At 61.2% G+C, this 19696-nt stretch carries 16 protein-coding genes; 12 read left to right on the forward strand and 4 right to left on the reverse strand.

The genetic code is table 11. The annotated features are described in order from the left end of the window. Positions 1-39: 39 nt before the first annotated feature. Positions 40-705 (reverse strand): isoprenoid biosynthesis glyoxalase ElbB, encoded by a 666-nt coding sequence (gene elbB / locus AC07W7_RS07860; RefSeq protein WP_099170010.1) that lies wholly within the window; start codon positions 703-705, stop codon positions 40-42. A 115-nt stretch (positions 706-820) separates the two neighbouring features. On the opposite strand from elbB, the gene AC07W7_RS07865 reads away from it, so the two are divergent. Next, a complete protein-coding gene (locus AC07W7_RS07865; RefSeq protein ID WP_495039046.1) occupies positions 821-2056 on the forward strand; it encodes a sterol desaturase family protein in 1236 nt (411 codons plus the stop codon). On the opposite strand, the gene AC07W7_RS07870 is transcribed toward AC07W7_RS07865, so the two are convergent. Beyond that, positions 2037-2681: a DedA family protein gene (locus AC07W7_RS07870; RefSeq protein WP_076964238.1), complete on the reverse strand. Its 645-nt coding sequence runs from the start codon at positions 2679-2681 to the stop codon at positions 2037-2039. The genes AC07W7_RS07865 and AC07W7_RS07870 overlap by 20 nt on opposite strands. Before the next feature lie 218 nt (positions 2682-2899). On the opposite strand from AC07W7_RS07870, the gene hemB reads away from it, so the two are divergent. From hemB to AC07W7_RS07885, 3 genes are all read left to right on the forward strand, one after another. Further along, complete coding sequence (hemB, locus tag AC07W7_RS07875; protein ID WP_099168554.1) at positions 2900-3913, forward strand: porphobilinogen synthase; 1014 nt, start codon at positions 2900-2902, stop codon at positions 3911-3913. Between the two features lie 18 nt (positions 3914-3931). Continuing rightward, entirely contained in the window at positions 3932-6154 is a 2223-nt protein-coding gene (gene ppk1 / locus AC07W7_RS07880; protein ID WP_076964236.1) for a polyphosphate kinase 1, read from the forward strand. A gap of 229 nt (positions 6155-6383) precedes the next feature. Next, entirely contained in the window at positions 6384-7793 is a 1410-nt protein-coding gene (locus AC07W7_RS07885; protein ID WP_495039093.1) for an amidase family protein, read from the forward strand. Positions 7794-7797: 4 nt separating this feature from the next. On the opposite strand, the gene ppx is transcribed toward AC07W7_RS07885, so the two are convergent. Beyond that, positions 7798-9300, reverse strand: coding sequence for an exopolyphosphatase (ppx, locus tag AC07W7_RS07890; RefSeq protein ID WP_099168556.1), 1503 nt, complete (start codon positions 9298-9300; stop codon positions 7798-7800). A gap of 481 nt (positions 9301-9781) precedes the next feature. Between ppx and AC07W7_RS07895 the strand changes: the two genes are divergently transcribed. From AC07W7_RS07895 to AC07W7_RS07930, 8 genes are all read left to right on the forward strand, one after another. Further along, complete coding sequence (locus tag AC07W7_RS07895) at positions 9782-10429, forward strand: DUF1120 domain-containing protein (RefSeq protein ID WP_169866214.1); 648 nt, start codon at positions 9782-9784, stop codon at positions 10427-10429. Positions 10430-10465: 36 nt separating this feature from the next. Then, complete coding sequence (locus AC07W7_RS07900) at positions 10466-11266, forward strand: fimbria/pilus chaperone family protein (protein WP_495039047.1); 801 nt, start codon at positions 10466-10468, stop codon at positions 11264-11266. A 49-nt stretch (positions 11267-11315) separates the two neighbouring features. Next, positions 11316-13742: a fimbria/pilus outer membrane usher protein gene (locus AC07W7_RS07905; protein WP_495039048.1), complete on the forward strand. Its 2427-nt coding sequence runs from the start codon at positions 11316-11318 to the stop codon at positions 13740-13742. Then, positions 13708-14313 (forward strand): DUF1120 domain-containing protein, encoded by a 606-nt coding sequence (locus AC07W7_RS07910; protein WP_495039049.1) that lies wholly within the window; start codon positions 13708-13710, stop codon positions 14311-14313. Before AC07W7_RS07905 ends, AC07W7_RS07910 begins: the two co-directional genes overlap by 35 nt. Before the next feature lie 232 nt (positions 14314-14545). Beyond that, positions 14546-14875 carry a thioredoxin TrxA gene (gene trxA, locus AC07W7_RS07915; protein WP_076964277.1) on the forward strand — a complete coding sequence of 110 codons (330 nt, stop codon included), beginning with the start codon at positions 14546-14548 and terminating at the stop codon, positions 14873-14875. Between the two features lie 232 nt (positions 14876-15107). Further along, positions 15108-16367, forward strand: a complete 1260-nt coding sequence (gene rho, locus AC07W7_RS07920) for a transcription termination factor Rho (RefSeq protein ID WP_003176825.1) — start codon at positions 15108-15110, stop codon at positions 16365-16367. 157 nt (positions 16368-16524) lie between these two features. Beyond that, positions 16525-17991, forward strand: coding sequence for a 4-hydroxy-3-polyprenylbenzoate decarboxylase (ubiD, locus tag AC07W7_RS07925; RefSeq protein ID WP_495039050.1), 1467 nt, complete (start codon positions 16525-16527; stop codon positions 17989-17991). Then, entirely contained in the window at positions 17991-18959 is a 969-nt protein-coding gene (locus tag AC07W7_RS07930; RefSeq protein WP_495039051.1) for a CDP-6-deoxy-delta-3,4-glucoseen reductase, read from the forward strand. Before ubiD ends, AC07W7_RS07930 begins: the two co-directional genes overlap by 1 nt. Positions 18960-19026: 67 nt before the next feature. Here the strand turns inward: AC07W7_RS07930 and AC07W7_RS07935 are convergent, their stop codons facing one another. Next, positions 19027-19503: a sn-glycerol-3-phosphate transporter gene (locus AC07W7_RS07935; RefSeq protein WP_099168559.1), complete on the reverse strand. Its 477-nt coding sequence runs from the start codon at positions 19501-19503 to the stop codon at positions 19027-19029. Between the last annotated feature and the right edge of the window lie 193 nt (positions 19504-19696).

Consider the following 19696-nt stretch of genomic DNA (forward strand, 5'->3'; position numbering starts at 1 on the left):
CCCTAGACAGGCCACATATGTTTGATCGGTGTCGCCCGTTCAGTCGTGCTCGTGGGTCAGTTCCAGCACCCGGTCCACCAACTTGTTGATGCCGGAGGCCACTTCGCTGATGTTCTTGCCCAGCATATAGGCTGGTGTGCTCACCAGTTTGCGCGCCTTGTCTTCGACGATCTCGTCGACCGCGCACGCCTGGTGGGTGGCGCCCATCTTGTCCAGAGCGGCAGCCGTGTCGGTGTCGTTGCCGATGGTGCAGACCACGCCCGGGCCGTAGATCTTCGCCGCCAGTGCCGGCGAGATACAGATCAGCCCCACGGGCTTGCTCGCTTCGGCAAAGGCTTCGGCCAGCGCCAGTACATCCGGGTTGAGGCTGCAGCCGGCGCCCTCAAGGGCAAAGTTCGACAGGTTCTTCGCCGCGCCAAAACCACCGGGCACGATCAGTGCGTCGAAATCTTCCTCGCGGGCCTGGCGAATGTCCTTCACTTCGCCCCGGGCGATGCGTGCCGACTCCACCAGGACATTGCGCGACTCGGGCATTTCTGCACCCGTGAGGTGGTTGATCACATGCAGCTGGGCAATATCCGGGGCAAAGCACTGGACCTCGGCGCCGCGTTGGTCCAGGCGCAATAAAGTGATCACGCTTTCATGGATTTCAGCGCCGTCGTACACGCCACAGCCGGAAAGGATCACTGCAATCTTTTTGCTCATGGGCATTTCTCCTGATTTATGGCGTTAAATGTCTACTGATTTGTCACTCATTGCCAATGGGATATCCGACCACTCGACCTAATCTTGATGTAACAATAATTGATCGGACTTGCCCATGGACTTCGTCCCTTACGCGGTACCGTTTTTCATTGCCCTGATTGTGCTCGAACTGCTGGCTGACCGTTGGCGCGGCGAGCGCAACTACCGGGTGGCCGATGCCATCAACAGCCTGAGCACCGGTGTGTTGTCCACCACCACCGGGCTGTTGACCAAGGGCGTGGGCCTGCTGACCTACGCCTTTGCCCTCCAACACCTGGCACTGTTCGAGCTGCCGACCCAGAGCGTCTGGACCTGGGTGTTTGCCTTTGTCTTCTATGACTTCTGCTACTACTGGCTGCACCGCTGCGGGCATGAGCGCAACATCCTGTGGGCGGCGCACTCGGTGCATCACCAGAGCGAGGACTATAACCTCACCACGGCCTTGCGCCAGACCAGCACGGGTTTCCTGTTGAGCTGGATCTTCTATCTGCCACTGGCTGTGGCCGGTGTACCGCTGGTGGTCTTTATCAGTGTGGCGTCACTCAACCTGCTGTATCAATTCTGGGTGCATACCCGTCATGTGCCCAAGCTTGGCTGGTTCGAGTGGTTTTTTGTCACGCCGTCCAATCATCGGGCCCACCATGCACAGAACGCTCTCTACATGGATCGCAACTACGGTGGGGTGTTCATTATTTGGGACCGCCTGTTTGGTTCGTTCCAGGAAGAAGACGAAAACGAGCCGGTGATCTTTGGCGTGACCACGCCTTTGGCCAGCTGGAACCCGCTGTGGGCCAACCTGCAGTTCTATGCGCAGTTGTGGAGTGATGCCCGGCGTACCGAAAGTGGGTGGGACAAGTTGCGTATCTGGTTCATGCGCACCGGCTGGCGCCCGGCGGACGTCAAGGCCAAGTACCCGCTGGCCAAGCCGGACCTGAGCCAGTTCCGCAAATTCGAGGTGCCCCTCGATACACGCCAGCAGGTCTACATCGCCCTGCAATTTGCCGCGTATGTGGGCTTTGGCAGCTACCTGATGAACTTTGGCGAAGGTATGCCGACCGCCGCGTTGGTGCTGGGCTGGAGTGTGATGGCGTTGGGGCTGTTTACCTTGGGCGTGGCACTGGAGAACCGCCCATGGGCCGTGAAGGCCGAGTTGCTGCGGCTGCTGCTGAACGTGCCGCTGGTGTGGCTGGCGCCGCTGGTCGGGTTGTGGCCGGCCAGCGCGCTGGGCTGGCTGGGGCTGGCCAGCTACAGCCTGCTCAGTGTCATCGGCCTCTACTGTTGCCGGGGCCGGCTTACTCGGTGGGTGTCGTAGGCTCGGGCTTTTTCGGCTCGGCCAGTTGCGCCTGCGCCAGTTGGGCTTGCTCGGCGGCGCAGTTTTCCCGGGCCAGGCGGGCGTTGCGGATGCGCCGGCGCAGCCACAGGCCCAGGCCGAGCACCAGCAAGGCGCCCAGGACCCACAGCTCGTACTTCTTGACGCTGCCCAGCATGCCTTCGAGCACGGCGCCAAAGTGATAGGCCGCCGCGCCCAGCGCTGCCGCCCAGATCGCCGCGCCGATGCCGTTGAGCAACAGGTAGCGCCCTGGCGGGTAGCCGGACAAGCCAATGGCCACGGGCATGACCGTGCGCAGGCCATAGACAAAACGGAAGCTCAACACCCAGATATCCGGGTGCCGGCGGATATGCTCCAGCGCCCGATCGCCCAGCAGTTGCCAGCGTGGCTTGCGCGCCAACAATTTGCGCCCATGCTTGCGGCCCATGAAGTACCAGAGCTGGTCGCCGGCGTAGCTGCCGAAGAACGCGACCACCACCACCACGTTGATATCCATGTATCCGCGGAACGCCAGGAAGCCTGCGAGTACCAGAATGGTCTCACCTTCAAAGAACGTCCCCAGGAAGAGGGCAAAGTAGCCAAAGTCATTCAGAAATTGTTGGAGCATTGTCTGGGTGCTGGCGAAATGAACGCGCAGCCTACGCCTTCGCGAACATTCATGAAAGTATCGAGATGTGTCACGAAGTGAACATTTCCTACGGAAACCATGAAGGAGACGACAGGCCGCATGCCGGATGGATGAGTAAGCACAACTGTCATTCCTTCGTCATAATGGCCGCTTATAACTGTCACGCTCGCCCGTCAAGCCGGGCTCAGGAGTCTGCCGTGAGCTTTACCCCCGCCCAACGCCTGTTTCCCGCTACCCGCCTGCGCCGCAACCGCCGTGATGATTTTTCTCGCCGCCTGGTGCGTGAAAACGTCCTGACGGTGGATGATCTGATCCTGCCGGTGTTTGTGCTGGACGGTGAAAATCGCCGGGAAGCGGTGGCGTCGATGCCGGGTGTCGAGCGTTTGACCATCGATCTGCTGCTGGAAGAGGCCGCACAGTGGGTCGAGCTGGGGATCCCGGCGCTGGCGCTGTTCCCGGTCACGCCGGCCGGGCTCAAGTCCCTGGACGCCGCCGAGGCCTGGAACCCCGAAGGCATTGCCCAGCGTGCGACCCGCGCTCTGCGCGAGCGGTTCCCGGAGTTGGGGGTGATCACCGACGTGGCGCTGGACCCGTTCACCACCCACGGGCAGGATGGCATCCTGGATGAAGAAGGCTATGTGCAGAACGACATCACTGTTGACGCACTGGTCAAGCAGGCGCTGTCCCATGCCGCCGCGGGCGCCCAGGTGGTGGCTCCGTCGGACATGATGGATGGTCGGATCCAGGCGATCCGCGAGGCGCTGGAGCTGGCCGGGCATGTCAATGTGCGGATCATGGCCTATTCGGCCAAGTATGCCAGTGCCTACTACGGCCCGTTCCGCGATGCGGTCGGCTCGGCGTTGAACCTGGGCAAGGCCAACAAGGCCTCGTACCAGATGGACCCGGCCAACAGCCACGAAGCCTTGCACGAAGTGGCGGCGGACCTGGCCGAAGGCGCCGATATGGTGATGGTCAAGCCTGGCATGCCGTACCTGGACATCCTTTATCGGGTCAAGGAGGAATTCAAGGTGCCGACCTTTGTCTATCAGGTCAGTGGTGAATATGCGATGCACATGGCCGCGATTCAAAATGGCTGGTTGAGTGAAGGTGTCGTCCTGGAATCTCTTACCGCCTTTAAACGTGCGGGTGCCGATGGCATCCTGACTTACTTTGCCGCCCGTGCCGCCCAATTGCTTAGAGAGCAACAATAGCCCTCACAGGAACACTCGATGAATACCGAAGGACTCACAGACGTTGCTGTAAAAGATGCGCACCCGGTGGTTGAACAGGTCGCCGAAACCCCGCCGGAGCTTGTGCCTGAGCAGCCTGTCGTGATCGCGGAGCCGGTGGTGGCGGCACCGCCTCTGGTGATTCCGAACCTGGACGACAGCAGCCTGTACATCCATCGCGAGCTGTCGCAACTGCAATTCAATATCCGTGTGCTGGAACAGGCGCTGGATGAGTCCTACCCGCTGCTGGAGCGCTTGAAGTTCCTGCTGATCTTCTCCAGCAACCTGGACGAGTTCTTCGAGATCCGTGTCGCCGGCCTCAAGAAACAGATCACCTTCGCCCGTGAACAGGCCGGCGCCGATGGCCTGCAGCCGCACCAGGCCCTGGCCCGCATCAGCGAGCTGGTGCACGGCCATGTGGACCGCCAATACGCCATCCTCAACGACATCCTGTTGCCGGAGCTGGAAAAGCACCAGGTGCGCTTCATCCGTCGGCGCAACTGGACCGTCAAGCTCAAGACCTGGGTCCGTCGCTATTTCCGCGACGAGATCGCGCCGATCATCACCCCGATTGGCCTGGACCCGACGCACCCGTTCCCGCTGCTAGTGAACAAGAGCCTGAACTTTATCGTCGAGCTCGAAGGTATCGATGCCTTTGGCCGTGACTCGGGCCTGGCGATCATCCCCGCGCCGCGCCTGTTGCCACGCATTATCAAGGTACCGGAAGAGGTCGGGGGGGCTGGCGATAACTATGTATTCCTTTCGTCGATGATCCACGCCCACGCCGATGACCTGTTCCAGGGCATGAAGGTCAAGGGCTGCTACCAGTTCCGCCTGACCCGTAACGCCGACTTGGCGGTAGACACCGAAGATGTGGAAGACCTGGCCCGCGCCCTGCGCGGCGAGCTGTTCTCGCGGCGCTACGGCGACGCAGTGCGCCTGGAAGTGGCGGATACCTGCCCCAAGCACCTGTCGGACTACCTGCTCAAGCAGTTCAACCTGGCCGAGACCGAGCTGTACCAGGTCAACGGCCCGGTGAACCTGACGCGCCTGTTCAGTATCACCAGCCTGGACAGTCACCCGGAGCTGCAATACACGCCGTTCACCCCGCAGATCCCGAAACTGCTGCAAAACAGCGAGAACATCTTCAGCGTGGTCAGCAAGCAGGACATCTTGCTGCTGCACCCCTTCGAGTCGTTCACCCCGGTGGTCGACCTGCTGCGCCAGGCCGCCAAGGACCCCCACGTCCTGGCCGTGCGCCAGACCCTGTACCGCAGCGGCGCCAATTCGGAAATCGTCGATGCACTGGTAGACGCTGCGCGTAACGGCAAGGAAGTCACGGCGGTGATCGAGCTGCGTGCGCGGTTCGACGAAGAGTCCAACCTGCAACTGGCCAGCCGCCTGCAAGCGGCCGGCGCGGTGGTGATCTATGGCGTGGTGGGCTTCAAGACCCACGCCAAGATGATGTTGATCCTGCGCCGCGAAGCCGGTGAGATCGTGCGTTACGCGCACCTGGGCACCGGTAACTACCACGCCGGCAACGCCAAGCTCTACACCGACTACAGCCTGCTGACCTCCGACGACGCCTTGTGCGAAGACGTCGGCAAACTGTTCAGCCAGTTGATCGGCATGGGCAAGACGCTGCGCATGAAAAAACTGCTGCATGCGCCGTTTACCCTGAAGAAGGGCATGCTCGACATGATTGCCCGCGAGACCCAGTTCGCCCTCGATGGCAAGCCGGCGCACATCATCGCCAAGTTCAACTCCCTGACCGATCCGAAGATCATCCGCGCGCTGTACAAGGCCAGCCAGTCCGGCGTGCGTATCGACCTGGTGGTGCGGGGCATGTGCTGCCTGCGTCCGGGCATCGCGGGTGTGTCCCACAATATCCATGTGCGTTCGATCATCGGCCGCTTCCTGGAGCACACGCGGGTGTTCTACTTCCTCAACGGCGGCGAAGAGCAGATGTTCCTGTCCAGTGCCGACTGGATGGAGCGCAACCTCGACAAGCGCGTAGAGACCTGTTTCCCGGTGGAAGGCAAGAAGCTGATCATGCGGGTCAAGAAGGAGCTGGAGAGCTATCTGACCGATAACACCCACAGCTGGAGCCTGCAATCGGACGGGCGCTACCTGCGCAACACCCCGACCGGCAACCAGAACCCGCGCAGTGCGCAGGCGACCTTGCTGGAGCGCCTGGGCAGCCCGGTGCTGACGGTTCGCTGATATCGACTAGGCCTACATCGGCCACCGGGAAATCGGACAGGATTGTCAGATTTTCCAGGTTGGGGAGCCAGGCTCCGGTTCCTAGACTGACCTCGGGCTATCAGGCGATAGCCGGTACAGGGCAGTTAAGGAATTTTCGATGATGGGATCCGTTGGTATCGGGTTGGGCACTGTGGGGCTATACGAAGCGCTGGCTTCGCCGCCAAAGGGCTACCGCAGTGCGCAGGCCATGTCGTCCGACATGGCTCGGGCGGCAGTCACTTGCGAGTCACTGGTGCGCGATGCATTGAGGCGTATTGCCACTATCGATCAGGGTTTGCAGGGCGGCAATGCCTTTGTGCAGGTCAACCCCGATGCGCGTGAGCAGGCGCGCATGCGCGACCAGGAGCGTGCCGGCGGTATTGTGCGCGGGTTTTTGCATGGCGTGCCGGTTGCCCTGAAAGATGTCTTTGAAACCCGCGGGAAAATGCACACCAGTGCCGGGTCCCGGGCGTTGGTCGGTTCACCGTCGAGCAAAAACGCCAGGGTCGTGGACAACCTGCTCAAGGCCGGCGCCGTGATCGTGGGCAAGACCAATATGAGCGAACTGTCCAACTTCCGCTCCAGCGTACCGGTCGATGGCTGGAGCTCTCGTGGTGGGCAAACCCTCAATCCCCATCGACTGGGAGGGCAGGTAGCAGGGTCCAGTTCGGGGTCGGCGGTGGCGGTCGCCCAGGGCCTGGTGCCGCTGGCACTGGGCATCGAGACCAATGGCTCGATCATTGCCCCGGCGGCCTACAACGGCGTGGTCGGGCTGAAAACCACGGCCGGGCTGGTGAGTACCGAGGGGGTGATGACCAGTTCAAGGTTGGATTCGGTGGGCACCTTTACGCGCAGCGTGCGCGATGCTGGCGAAGCGCTCAATGCCATGACCGAAACAACCGGCTACACCGCCGGGCTCACGCCGGATGCCTTACAGGGCAAGCGCATTGGCTACACGCCGCTGCCTGTGTTGTCGCCTGAGGAGGCCGGGGATCCGGCCTTGCGCGCGGACCGCCGGCACTTCGCGGACGCGATCGCATTGCTGGCGTCCAGGGGCGCCGTCATGGTGCCGATAGGCAGGCTGGATGCGGAGGTCTCCCGTGAAGCTTACGATCAATACAGCGATGCGCTACTTGCCGGGATCAAGCACCACCTGGACAGCTACCTGGCTGGCCGGGAAGGGTTGCCCGTGAAGTCGTTGGCTGAACTGATTGCCTTCAATGAGCGTGACAGGCAGGCCGGGGAGCCGGACCAGGCATTGCTGGAGCAGATCAACCGCCTGCAGGTGACGGATGAACAGCGCGAGCAACTATGGGCGAGCGTCCTGCCGGTGTTCAAGGGCACCCTCGATAAGCCGCTGAGCGAGCACAGGCTCGATGCCATCGTGTCGAACTTCCGCTCTGACAGTTACTACTTTGCTGCCGCTGCCGGTTACCCCGGCATCTCGGTGCCCTCGGGCATGGATGACGAGGGCATGCCGACGGCGCTGCATTTTTCGGGTGCGGGCAACAGTGAAGCCACGCTGCTCTCGGTCGCCCATGGCTATGAACAGGCCTCGCAGGCCATCCGCGAGCCGGCGTTCTTGCCTGGCACGCCGGTGTCGTCCGAGAACGCCTAGGGGGTCAGTGCACGTTCAGGCTGAAACCCACCCGCGTCAGCCACTCGGCCTCCTGGGCGAAATCCGCCTGGGTCAGCTGGTTTTCATCCAGCCAATTTTCGGGGAACACCACATCCAGGCTGTCGCCATTGGCGAGCAGGGTGACTTGCGGCATCTGTTGGGTGCCGCGAATGTGATGGAACAGGATCGCAAAGCGCAGCAGGGCGCACAGGCGAATCAGCTTGATGCCCTCGGCGCCGAACTCGGCGAACTTGTCCTTGGGAATATTGCGGCGATGACCGCGTACCAGCAGCGCCAGCATCTGCTGGTCCTCCCGGGAAAACCCCGCCAGGTCGGAGTGCTCGATCAGGTACGCACCGTGCTTGTGGTAATGGTAGTGGGCGATATCCAGCCCCACTTCATGGACCTTGGCCGCCCAGCCCAGCAGTTCACGCCAGACCCCGTCTTCCAGCTCCCAGTCCGCAGCCACCTGGTCGAAGGCATGCAGCGCCTTGCGCTCGACCCGTGCCGCCTGTTCCAGGTCAACGTGGTAACGCTCCATCAGCGAGCCCAGGGTGCGCTCACGCACGTCTTCATGGTGATGGCGGCCCAGCAGGTCGTAGAGCACGCCTTCACGCAGGGCGCCATCGCAGTGGTCCATGCGTTGCAGTTCGAGGGCGTCGAAGATGGCTTCAAGGATCGCCAGGCCGGCCGGGAAGATGGCCCGGCGGTCGGGCTTGATGCCCTCGAAGTCGATCTTCTCCGCATCGCCGAGCTTGAACAGCTTGCGCTTGAGCCAGGCCAGGCCTTCGGCATTCACCTCGCCGGTGCCATGGCCGCCGGCCTTCAGGGCCAGGCCGATGGCGCGGATGGTGCCGGATGAGCCGATGGCTTCATCCCAGGTCAGGCGGTGCAGGGCGTGCTCGATGCTCATGATCTCCAGCCGCGCCGCCGTGTAGGCCTGGGCGTAGCGGGCCGGGGTGATCTTGCCGTCCTTGAAATAGCGCTGGGTGTAGCTGACGCAACCCATTTGCAGGCTTTCGCGCAGCAGCGGCTCGAAGCGCTGGCCGATGATGAACTCGGTGCTGCCGCCGCCAATGTCGGCCACCAGGCGTTTGCCGGGGGTATCGGCCAGGGTGTGGGAAACGCCGAGGTAGATCAGGCGCGCTTCTTCACGGCCGGAGATGACTTCCACCGGGTGCCCGAGGATCTCCTCGGCACGGCGGATGAATTCGCCCCGGTTACGCGCTTCGCGCAATGCGTTGGTGCCGACGATGCGCACGGCGCCCTGGGGCATGCCGTTGATCAACTGGGCAAAGCGCTTGAGGCAATCGAGCCCGCGCTGCATGGATTCTTCGTTGAGCTTGCGCTCGTCGTCGATCCCGGCTGCCAGTTGTACCTTTTCGCCGAGCCGCTCAAGGATGCGGATCTCACCGTTCTGGGCCTTGGCCACGACCATGTGAAAGCTGTTGGAGCCCAGGTCGATGGCGGCGATCAGGGACAGATTCTTGGCTTTGGATTGCGGCATGGGTAGGGGATCTCGGTCGATAACCTCGCCATCGTGCCACGATCAAACGCTGACGCCAACGCGCAGTGCTCGGTGATTTGCCCTACACATGCTCTCGATCAAAATTTGTAAAAAATGTAAGGCAAATTCCTGGATGGCGGATGACATCATTCCAGGGGCTGTAGGTAAGTAAGAGGTAGTTGGTTTTTTTAGAGTTTTTATGCTGTTTCCTACATGGTGAATCTACTTGTGAAGGTTCATAACTTGTTTTGGACTACTTCTGAAGTTTGTGAGGTTGACAATTGTTTTTAACGAGTCTCACAAGGATCAAGGTTTAGTCTTATATTTCTTGGGTGAGTTGAAGAGGGAAACTGTCGTTCGGCAATGATGCCGTGGTGTTATTTATTTATGGCTTTTTGTTTCATGGAGGAACTCATTGTGGGCGGTGGAACTGCCCGGTTTGAATAAAAAATACCTGACACTTACAAACGACAGGTTGATCATGAAAAAAGTATTAGGTTTGACGATGGGCATTATCTGCTTGGGTGCAAGTATTGGCGCTCAAGCAACAAACGTTGCGCAGTTGGTGGTGCGTGGCACGATCGTTCCCGCAGCCTGCAATCTCAGCCTGGGGGGGGGTGGGATCATCGACTACGGGACCATCCGCTCCGGTGAGTTGTCCCAGACCGCCTTCAACCCCCGTGAAGAGAAAACCACATCGCTGTCTGTCAACTGTGGCACCACGCCGACCAAGTTCGGCCTGGCCCTGACCGACTTGCAGTCGGCCAGCAAGGTGCCTGGCATCCTCGGTAGTGGTTACACCGAAGCCCAGAACTTTGGCCTGGGCGCTACAGCGTCCCGGCGTACGGGCGGGTACTCGGTCACGCTACGCGACCTGAGGTCTTCAGGCGCTACGTTGAATCCGATCGTGCGGATCAGCCAAGGCGCCTGGCAGAGCAGCGATGGCAAAGTCGCGCAAGCACCTAGCCAGTACTCATGGCGTAATGGTGCAACGATTACGCCGGCCGCGATCGCTCAGCTAACAGGTGTCATTGCTGTAAAAGCGGTCATCAACAAGGCACAGGACTTGGACCTGTCGCGTGATGTCACCCTGGATGGGCGTGCGACCTTAGTACTTAGCTACATATAAGCGAAGAAAACAGCCGATAGTGGGACGGAAGTTGTCATGGTACTTGCGGAACTTATCGGCTGCTTTCGCGTGGGTGATTATTTATTTGCTGAATATTTGGGTCGTTGCGGAGAAAACACGGTGAATCGTTTTTTGAAAGCAAGTGTGACGCTGTTGTGGTGTGCAGGTTTATTGTTTGGCGCAAATGGCATCGTGATAGCCGATGGTATGCAGCCCGAAACAACCGTCGTCGTGCTTAATGAAGAAGACGGTGAAGCAACGATCAATATCAAGAACACAGACCCGGGGCCCGCACTGCTTTATTCGGTCATCGAAAACATACCGGAAGACCAGGAGCCCTTGCTGATAGTCACGCCACCAATTACCCGGGTCGAGGCCGGCGAAACCCAGCTGGTCCGCTTTATCAGCACCGTCGGGGCGCCACTCAAGACCCAGCGCCTGAAGCGTGTGTCCTTTGAAGGCATTCCTCAGGCCCGCACCCCCGGAGGGGCGACCATTGGGATCACGCTGCGACAGAACCTGCCGCTGATCCTGCACCCCAAGGGGTTGGCCAAGCACCTGGCACCGTGGGAGTTGCTGAAGTGGAAGCGCCAAGGCAGTCGCCTGACGGTCCACAACGACAGTGCGTATGTGGTACGGCTGGCGCTGGAGTTGCAGTTGCTGCCGGAAAAACGGCTGGCGACCCTGCCGCGCAGCTATGTCCTGCCGGGTGAAGTGCTGGCGGTCGACACCCAGGGTTCCCTGGCCGGTGTTACCTCGGTGGTTTTGCAGCCTGCCACGGTGTATGGCTTCAGTGTTGACAGCTACAAAGCTGATGTGACCGATCATGGGATTTGACCGGGCGGTGAGCAAGGGGGCCGGTGCAGCCTGTTGTTCGGGGCTGTTTATGGGCCTGGCAACCCTTTCAGGGTTTCATGGCGAGGCGTTGGCCCTCGAATTGGGGGACGGCTTTGACCTGGCGGCCCTGACCACCCACGGCATTGACCCAAAGGTCTCGGATTATTTCCGCAGTGCTGCGCGCTTTCGCGAGGGTGTCCAGGTGGTCGGGCTGCGGGTCAATGGCGTCGCATTGGGGCTGGTCGATGCCCGTTTCGACTATCAGGGCCAGTTGTGCTTTACCCGCGGGTTGCTGGACAAGGCCGGCTTGCGGGTGCCGTCGACGGTCCTGCAGGCGGGTGTTACGGCCGACCAGGCGTGCCATGACTTCCTTGGCGAGTTCCCGGCGACGCTGGTGAGGTTGCGTCCCAGCAATGACGAAGTGTCCCTGGTGGTGCCCACGCAGTCGTTTCGCGAGCCGCAATGGGAGGCGGGCAATTTCAGCCAGGGCGGTACGGCCGCCCTGCTCAATTACGATGTGCTGGGGTTCGATAACCAGGGGCGCAATGATTCCAGCCGGTTTGTCTCGGCCTATACCGAGGCGGGGTTCAACCTTGGCAACTGGGTGGTGCGCAGTCGGCAGTTCTATATCTCTGATAATGGCCGGGGCAGCAGCGAGCATGTGTATGCCTATGCCCAGCGGGATTTCGCGCCCCTGCAATCGACCTTCCAGGTCGGCCAGATCTCCAGCCGGAGCCCGGTGTTTGGCGGGCTCCAACTGTCGGGTTTCCAACTCTTTCCCGACGGTGTTTCACGCCTGGGGAGCGCTAATGACGTTGTGGTCGAGGGCTTGGCCCATAGCCAGGCGAGGGTCGAGGTGCGCCAGTCCGGGGTGCTGATTTATTCGACCCTGGTGCCTGAAGGGCCGTTCAGCCTCACCGGCCTGCCGCTGCTCAATGGCACCAGTGACCTAGACGTGAGCGTTATCGACATGCGGGGTGGCAAGCGCAGTTTTGTGGTGCCCGCTGCGTCCTTCGGTGCCCAGGTGCCTGTTGCGCCAGGCTTTGACTTTGCCCTGGGCAAGGTGCGCGAAACGCTTCTCAGCGACCGAGAGCCGCCGGTGGTGGCGATGGGCAGCGGCACCTGGGGCCTGGGGGCGGGCACGGCCCTGGGGTTCGGCTTGCTGGGGACGGATGAATACCACGCGGCAGGGGGGACATTGAGTCGTGTCTTTTTCCAGCGGGTTTCGGTGGCGGCACGGCACAACGTGTCCCGGGATCAGGTGCGTGGCGTGGGGGGCACGCGCAATGCCTTGTCGCTGAGCAGCCCAGTGGGCGCCGGGGTTGAAGTTAACCTGAGTGCCACCACCCAGAGTCGAGGCTATCGCGATGTCCTGGAGGCCGGCGCATCGGCCAGGGATGACCTGGATGCGCGCTTCCATCGCCAGTACACCGTCGGGTTGAGTTGGGGCGGGCCGACGTTCGGCGGGTTCTCCCTTAGCTATTCGCGCAGTGAGCAGTTTGACGGGCAGGGTGCCGAGCATGTGTTCGCGTCGTGGAACCAGCGCTTCAGGGATGTCGATGTGGCCCTGATCGCCGATTCGCAGACCGGCCCGTCAAGGCGGCGAAAGCGTCGTTACACCGCCAATGAGGAACTCCCCTCCGAAGGCGTGTCGGTGCGTCTGCAAGTCAGCGTGCCCTTCGGCGAGAGCCGGCGCCTTACCTCCTTCGCCAGCCGCCGCAATGGCCGCTCCGATATCGGTACAACCCTGTCGGAACGAGTCAACGAGTATGTGGACTACGAAGTCGGAACCGAACGCGACCTGACGGATCGTCAGCAAGCGGTACACGGCCGGGTCGATGTCATGCCGCGCTACACCCGTGTGGGTGCGGGAATCAACCGGGATGCATCGGGCACCAGCTACACCGGGCAATTGCAGGGCGCTATTGTGGCCCATGAACAGGGGCTGACCTTTTCGCCCTACGCGGTGCAGGACACTTTCGGCTTACTGTCGGTGGGCAATGTCTCAGGCGCCAAAGTCGAGACCCCCCAGGGCCCGGTCTGGACCGATTACCGTGGCTTCGCGGTCATTCCTGGCTTGCCGGCCTACAGCAACAGTCACCTCGAAGTGCAGACCCAGTCCCTGCCCAAGCGTGTCGACCTCAAGAACGGCACGCAGACGCTCGCTGCCGCACGCGGCTCGTTCAATACCGTGGAGTTCAAGGTGATCAGCGCTCGCCGCGTGCTGTTGACCGCTCGCGACGCCAGTGGGCGGGCATTACCCCAGGGCGCCCCGGTATTTGGCGAGGACAAGGCCTTCCTGACCAGCGTGGTGGGTGAAGGCCTGATCTTCCTGAATGACAGCCAGCCTCAGCAAACCCTGAGGGTGGAAATGCCGGGCTCCACGAAACCCTGCCTGTTGCAACTGAACCTTGAGCCAGATCCTTCCAATGAAAAACTGTATGAAACCGCCTCGGCAACCTGTCGTGCGCTGTAAATCGCCAGGCAGGGTCTATCCATGCCTGTTGTTCGTGATGGTGTTGTTGATCAGTGAGGTCAGCGCCGCCAGCTGTCAGTTGGCGTTAAGCCAGCCGCGGGTTGATTACGGTGTATTGCGCCAAGGGCAGGTGTTTGACGGGCACGCCAACCCGCAGTCCCTGGGCAAGCGTACGGTGCTGTTGAACGTAGTGTGTATCGACCCGGTCCCCATGGCGCTACGGTTCAGTGGGGCGCCAGGAGGTGCGCAGGGCTTTCGGTTTGGCGGCGCCGGTGCCGTTGCCCTGAGTGTCCGGGATGCCCACCTTGACGGCCGGTCCGTGGACCTGGTCGCCAAGGATTCGGCGCCGGCAGAGGCCAGCGAGCGCCTTGTGCCCGGGCAGGTTCTGATCGCCCGGGCGGCTGGTGTACCGGTAACCGGCCGTCGGTTATCGGTGCAACTGGAGATCGACCCCTCTCTATCGTCCGATGCCTTTTCTGTCCGCCGTGAAACAACGCTCGAAGGGCAGATACAGGTCGAGTGGTTGCCGCGTGGGGTTGGCGTCAGCCCGGTTGCCCCACCGAGCCAATGACGTTGGCCGGCTCAGCGGTGCGCGGTTGCGTCAGGCACTGCTGGAGCGCCATGCCGGCTTTCTGCCGCAGGTCAGCGTGGTGGCGTCGAGGTCTTTACCGTCGGCTTCGGCAATGGGCCATACCCAAAATGAGCGCATCCCATAGCAAGAGTCAATCAGCGGCGGCTTCCTGAATGAAGGAAGGGCGGCTATGATGGGCAACGTTTTTTTTGCTTACAACCCGGAGACATCCATGAGCAACGATCTTATCAAGCACGTCACCGACGCGACCTTTGAGGCCGAAGTACTTAAGGCTGAAGGCCCGGTGCTGGTTGACTACTGGGCTGAGTGGTGCGGTCCTTGCAAAATGATCGCTCCGGTCCTGGACGACATCGCTACCACCTACGAAGGCAAGCTGACCATTGCCAAGCTGAATATCGACGAGAACCAGGAAACCCCGGCCAAGCACGGCGTGCGTGGTATCCCGACCCTGATGCTGTTCAAGAACGGCAACGTCGAAGCCACCAAGGTCGGCGCACTGTCGAAGTCGCAACTGGCGGCATTCCTCGACGCCAATATCTAAGCGTCGTAAAAAAGCCCCGCAATTTGCGGGGCTTTTTCGTGAAGCAGGGCTAGACGCTCTGAAATCCAGGTGGTACATTCGGCCCCGCACTGGTTTCTCCACTGCCCCCTGCAAGCCGTCGCCGACGCACTCCTTTCGATTAGTACGCGATCCTGTCGCCTTCTCTGCGGCGCGGCCTCATTAAGCCAAAAGCTTAATTCCCCCCCTCTATAAATGATTACGTCATTCCTATATGAATCTGACTGAACTCAAGCAAAAGCCGATTACCGACCTGCTCCAACTGGCCGAAGAAATGGGCATAGAAAATATGGCCCGTTCGCGCAAGCAGGACGTGATTTTCTCCCTGCTGAAAAAGCACGCGAAAAGCGGCGAGGAAATCTCCGGTGATGGCGTGCTGGAGATTCTCCAGGACGGCTTCGGCTTCCTCCGCTCTGCAGACGCCTCCTATCTCGCCGGCCCAGACGATATCTACGTCTCGCCGAGCCAGATCCGTCGCTTCAACTTGCGCACCGGTGACACCATCGTTGGCAAGATCCGCCCTCCGAAGGAAGGCGAGCGTTACTTCGCCCTGCTCAAGGTCGACACGATCAACTTCGATCGCCCGGAGAACGCGAAGAACAAGATTCTCTTCGAGAACCTGACGCCGCTGTTCCCGACCGTGCGCATGAAGATGGAAGCCGGCAACGGTTCCACCGAAGACCTGACCGGTCGTGTGATCGACCTGTGCGCCCCGATCGGCAAGGGCCAGCGTGGCCTGATCGTCGCACCGCCGAAAGCCGGTAAGACCATCATGCTGCAGAACATTGCAGCGAACATCGCGCGTAACAACCCTGAAGTTCACCTGATCGTGTTGCTGATCGATGAACGCCCGGAAGAAGTGACCGAAATGCAGCGCACCGTGCGCGGCGAAGTGGTTGCCTCGACGTTCGATGAGCCGCCAACCCGCCACGTGCAGGTTGCCGAAATGGTGATCGAGAAGGCCAAGCGCCTGGTCGAGCACAAGAAGGACGTGGTGATCCTGCTCGACTCCATCACCCGTCTGGCCCGTGCCTACAACACCGTGATCCCGAGCTCCGGCAAGGTGTTGACCGGTGGTGTCGATGCCCACGCCCTGGAGAAGCCGAAACGCTTCTTCGGCGCTGCGCGTAACATCGAAGAAGGCGGCTCGCTGACCATTATCGCCACCGCGCTGGTTGAAACCGGCTCGAAGATGGACGAAGTGATCTACGAAGAGTTCAAGGGTACCGGCAACATGGAGCTGCCTTTGGACCGTCGCATCGCTGAAAAGCGTGTGTTCCCGGCCATCAACATCAACCGCTCCGGTACTCGCCGCGAAGAGTTGCTGACGGCCGACGACGAGCTGCAGCGCATGTGGATCCTGCGCAAGCTGCTGCATCCGATGGACGAAGTCGCTGCCATCGAGTTCCTGATCGACAAGCTGAAAACCACCAAGACCAACGACGAGTTCTTCCTGTCGATGAAACGTAAGTAATACGACGTTTCAGGTCCGAAAGAATGGCGCCCCTAGGGGCGCCATTTTTTTGCCCGGGATTTTTAACGACACCTGGCGGGTAATTGCGCCTCGATAAGGCTGCCAGCGGCCCTCAGAGCAGGTAGGATGTACGCCTATTTTACGGGTGGCATGGTTAATGAAATTCAAGGATCTTCGGGATTTCGTGCAGCAACTTGAGCAGCGCGGAGAGTTGAAACGTATTCAGGTGCCGGTGTCCCCGGTCCTGGAAATGACTGAGATTTGCGACCGCACCTTGCGCAACAAGGGCCCGGCGCTGCTGTTCGAGAACCCCACAGGCTTTGATATCCCGGTGCTCGGCAACCTGTTCGGCACACCCGACCGGGTAGCGTTCGGCATGGGCGCCGAGTCGGTCAGCGAACTGCGCGAGATCGGCAAGCTACTGGCCTTCCTCAAGGAGCCCGAGCCGCCCAAGGGCCTCAAGGATGCGTGGTCGAAGCTGCCGATCTTCCGCAAGATCATTGCCATGGCGCCCAAGGTGGTCAAGGACGCGGTCTGCCAGGAAGTGGTCATCGAAGGCGATGATGTCGACCTGGCGATGCTCCCGGTGCAGACCTGCTGGCCCGGCGACGTCGGCCCGCTGATCACCTGGGGCCTGACCGTCACCAAGGGCCCGAACAAGGACCGCCAGAACCTCGGCATCTACCGTCAGCAAGTGATTGGCCGCAACAAGGTGATCATGCGCTGGCTGAGCCACCGTGGCGGCGCCCTGGATTACCGCGAGTGGTGCGAGAAGCACCCGGGCCAGCCGTTCCCGGTCTCCGTGGCCCTGGGCGCCGACCCGGCGACGATCCTCGGCGCCGTGACGCCGGTGCCCGACAGCTTGTCCGAATACGCCTTTGCCGGCCTGCTGCGCGGCAACCGTACCGAGCTGGTGAAGTGCCGTGGCAACGACCTGCAAGTGCCGGCCACCGCCGAAATCATCCTCGAAGGCGTGATTCATCCGGGTGAGATGGCCGATGAAGGCCCGTATGGCGACCACACCGGCTACTACAATGAAGTCGACAGCTTCCCGGTGTTCACCGTCGAGCGCATCACCCACCGGATCAAGCCGATCTACCACAGCACCTACACCGGCCGCCCGCCTGATGAGCCGGCGATCCTCGGCGTGGCGCTGAACGAAGTATTCGTGCCGATCCTGCAGAAGCAGTTCCCGGAAATCACCGACTTCTACCTGCCGCCGGAAGGCTGCTCGTACCGCATGGCCATCGTGACCATGAAGAAGTCGTACCCGGGCCATGCCAAGCGCGTGATGCTCGGTGTGTGGTCGTTTTTGCGACAGTTCATGTACACCAAGTTCGTTATTGTCACCGACGACGACATCAACGCCCGGGACTGGAACGACGTGATCTGGGCTATCACCACGCGCATGGACCCCAAGCGCGACACGGTGATGATCGATAACACGCCCATCGACTACCTCGACTTTGCCTCGCCGGTGTCGGGCCTGGGCTCGAAGATGGGCCTGGATGCCACCCATAAATGGCCGGGTGAAACCTCCCGCGAGTGGGGCCGGGTGATCGTCAAGGATGAAGCGGTGACGGCGCGTGTCGATGCGATGTGGAAAGAATTGGGAATAGATTGATGCGTGTAACCCTGCAACCTTCCGGTGCGGTCCTCGACTTGCAGCCGGGCGAGCGGATTCTTGAAGGTGCGCGGCGCCTGGGCTATGAATGCCCCCAGGCGTGTCGTAATGGAGTGTGTCACGTGTGTGCGGCGCTGCTGGTCGAGGGCCGGGTGCAGCAAGCCGGTGAGGTACGCGATCATGGCGAGTTCTACACCTGCATCGCCGAACCGCTGGAAGATTGCATCGTGCTGTGGGATGGCGTGCTGGCGCCGGGCGAGTTGCCGGTGCGCCAGCTTGCCTGCCAGTTGAGCGAATGCGTGGAGCTGGGGGGCGATGTGTGGCGCGTGCGCCTGCGGGCCCCGGCTGGCAAAGCGCTGCGTTACCACGCGGGCCAGTACCTGATGATCGAGCGCGAGAACGGCGAGAAGTCGGCGTTTTCCCTGGCGTCGGCACCCCATGCCGGGCGCGAGCTGGAGCTGCATGTGCTGGTGCGTGAAGACAGCGCCCGCAGCCTGATCGAGCAGTTGCAGCGTAACCAGATGGCGCGGGTCGAACTGCCATTTGGCGATACCCACCTGGCCGAGCTACCCGACGGTCCGCTGGTGCTGATCGCGGCTGGCACCGGTATGGCGCAGATGCACAGCCTGATCGAACACTGCCGGGCCAGCGGTTTCAAGTACCCGGTGCATCTGTACTGGGGCGTGCGCCGTCCCGAGGATTTCTACCAGGTCGAGCACTGGGAGCAGTGGCAGCAATTGCCCAACCTGTTCCTGCACAAAGTGGTCAGCGACCTGTGCGGGTGGGAAGGGCGTTGTGGCTTATTGCATGAAGCGGTGTGCGAAGACATCACCGACCTCAAGGCCGTGCATGTCTACGCCAGCGGCTCGCCGGCGATGATCTATGGCACGCTGGATGCGCTGGTACATGCCGGGATGGATGCGCACCAGATGCGCGCTGACGTATTTGCCTACGCCCCCCGCGCCTGAGACGCCGCTCAAACTGTGGGAGCGGGCAAGCTCCCACATTGGATTGTGTCTACTCAGGTGTGCGGCGTCAGAAGCGCACGCCCGTGGTCACCATCGCCGCATTGAACCCCAGCAACACAAACTCCGCCGCCACCGGTCCGTAGTAGGCACCCACCGACGGAATGATCACTGGCGCTACGCCGTAGCGGTTCAGCGGGATCTTGTCGCGGTATTGGCCGCGATAGCCCTGGATCGCGCCGCCGGTCAGCTTCAGATACACCGGATAGTCGGCCATGTCATAGCGCTTACCCGCATAGGCGTAATACGAGCGCTGGCGAAACGAGTTGCGAAAGGTCGCACCGCCATACACCCACCCCGAAGCGTCATTGCGCTCCAGGCCGATCAGGTCTTGATGGTTGTTGTGCTCGGGATCCGGTGCAAAGTGCCGGGTGTAGACGCTGGTCTGGGCGTACCAGAAGCCTTTGTCGTCGTTGGCCGGCGCTTCGGCGGCCAGGGCGGTGGTGGCCTGCGCCAGGAGCAGCAGGCCGGAAAGTCGGTTTTTCATGGGGCGACCTCGATAGTCGGTAGATGCGCGACAAAGTGGGTCGTGACGCGGGTCTATTTTGCGGGCAGGCCGCCGATAAAGGCTGAACGGACGCTGAAAATTGCGGCGTTTTCCGGGCTCATCCACTAGCACTTTTTCGCCTTGCGGTTACAGCGGCGCGTTCTATTACGGTAAAGTCGCCTATAACTGGTAA

The organism is Pseudomonas sp. GW821-FHT01D09 (assembly GCF_059422465.1).

What these genes read in the sequence shown, in the direction of transcription:
- ubiD (WP_495039050.1), top strand. Translation starts at nt 16,525, where the DNA reads ATGAAATTCAAGGATCTTCGGGATTTCGTGCAGCAACTTGAGCAGCGC.
- trxA (WP_076964277.1), top strand. Translation starts at nt 14,546, where the DNA reads ATGAGCAACGATCTTATCAAGCACGTCACCGACGCGACCTTTGAGGCC.
- AC07W7_RS07900 (WP_495039047.1), top strand. Translation starts at nt 10,466, where the DNA reads ATGGTACTTGCGGAACTTATCGGCTGCTTTCGCGTGGGTGATTATTTA.
- ppk1 (WP_076964236.1), top strand. Translation starts at nt 3,932, where the DNA reads ATGAATACCGAAGGACTCACAGACGTTGCTGTAAAAGATGCGCACCCG.
- AC07W7_RS07885 (WP_495039093.1), top strand. Translation starts at nt 6,384, where the DNA reads ATGTCGTCCGACATGGCTCGGGCGGCAGTCACTTGCGAGTCACTGGTG.
- AC07W7_RS07935 (WP_099168559.1), bottom strand. Translation starts at nt 19,503, where the DNA reads ATGAAAAACCGACTTTCCGGCCTGCTGCTCCTGGCGCAGGCCACCACC.
- AC07W7_RS07870 (WP_076964238.1), bottom strand. Translation starts at nt 2,681, where the DNA reads ATGCTCCAACAATTTCTGAATGACTTTGGCTACTTTGCCCTCTTCCTG.
- AC07W7_RS07865 (WP_495039046.1), top strand. Translation starts at nt 821, where the DNA reads ATGGACTTCGTCCCTTACGCGGTACCGTTTTTCATTGCCCTGATTGTG.
- rho (WP_003176825.1), top strand. Translation starts at nt 15,108, where the DNA reads ATGAATCTGACTGAACTCAAGCAAAAGCCGATTACCGACCTGCTCCAA.
- ppx (WP_099168556.1), bottom strand. Translation starts at nt 9,300, where the DNA reads ATGCCGCAATCCAAAGCCAAGAATCTGTCCCTGATCGCCGCCATCGAC.
- AC07W7_RS07910 (WP_495039049.1), top strand. Translation starts at nt 13,708, where the DNA reads ATGAAACCGCCTCGGCAACCTGTCGTGCGCTGTAAATCGCCAGGCAGG.
- AC07W7_RS07905 (WP_495039048.1), top strand. Translation starts at nt 11,316, where the DNA reads ATGGGCCTGGCAACCCTTTCAGGGTTTCATGGCGAGGCGTTGGCCCTC.
- elbB (WP_099170010.1), bottom strand. Translation starts at nt 705, where the DNA reads ATGAGCAAAAAGATTGCAGTGATCCTTTCCGGCTGTGGCGTGTACGAC.
- AC07W7_RS07895 (WP_169866214.1), top strand. Translation starts at nt 9,782, where the DNA reads ATGAAAAAAGTATTAGGTTTGACGATGGGCATTATCTGCTTGGGTGCA.
- AC07W7_RS07930 (WP_495039051.1), top strand. Translation starts at nt 17,991, where the DNA reads ATGCGTGTAACCCTGCAACCTTCCGGTGCGGTCCTCGACTTGCAGCCG.